Genomic DNA, 684 nt, shown 5'->3' with positions numbered 1-684 from the left:
TTTTTTATTGATCAAACATGTAAAGCTAGGCAGTGCAAACCGACGGTAGGAGATCGACAAATGAAATGGCAGTGTCGTGACCTGTTCGGGAGTTGCGTCGCCAACTCTCAAGCGATGCGGGAGCGCATCAGCCTGGAGACCGTGGGAACCAACTCACCCGCAGGGCGCTACATTGCGCGGCGGTTCACCGTTCCCGAGGCGGCCAAGCTGGTGAAGGTCACCCCGCAGGCCATTTATGCAGCCCACCGTGAGGGGCGTCTGCCGCCAGCTGACACCGACGCGAATGGGCGCAAGCTGGGTTACACCCTGGCCCAACTGGATGGCATGCGCCAGCTGTTCGGCACCCACCCNTGGCGCAAGCATGCCATCAGCGTAGCCGTCGCCAGCAACAAGGGGGGCAGCTACAAGAGCAGCGTGGTGGTGCATACGGCCCAATGCGCGGCCCTGATGGGTTACCGGGTGCTGGTCATAGACACCGACCCGCAGGGTACGCTCGGCGAATACTTCGGCTATACCGCCAAGTGGGTCGATGCAGGCCGCACGATTGCCCCCTGGATGTTCGGCAAGGCCGAAAGCCTCGACTATGCAATTCACCCCACCTGCTGGCCCCGGCTCGACCTTCTCCCGGCGAACCAGGAGCTGCAGCGCATCGACCGCGAAATGGCCGACATGGATCTGCCATAC

Annotated in this window: 1 protein-coding gene; it reads left to right on the top strand. The window is 61.9% G+C overall.

What is annotated here, in order from left to right; all coding sequences use genetic code 11:
• Positions 1-351 precede the first annotated feature (351 nt).
• A partial coding sequence (locus CUC53_RS19410) for a ParA family protein (protein ID WP_236757983.1) occupies positions 352-684 on the top strand: 333 nt, incomplete at both ends.

It is taken from the genome of Aeromonas cavernicola (assembly GCF_002795305.1).
GTDB lineage: Bacteria > Pseudomonadota > Gammaproteobacteria > Enterobacterales > Aeromonadaceae > Aeromonas > Aeromonas cavernicola.
This window is presented reverse-complemented; position numbering and strand designations above follow the sequence as displayed.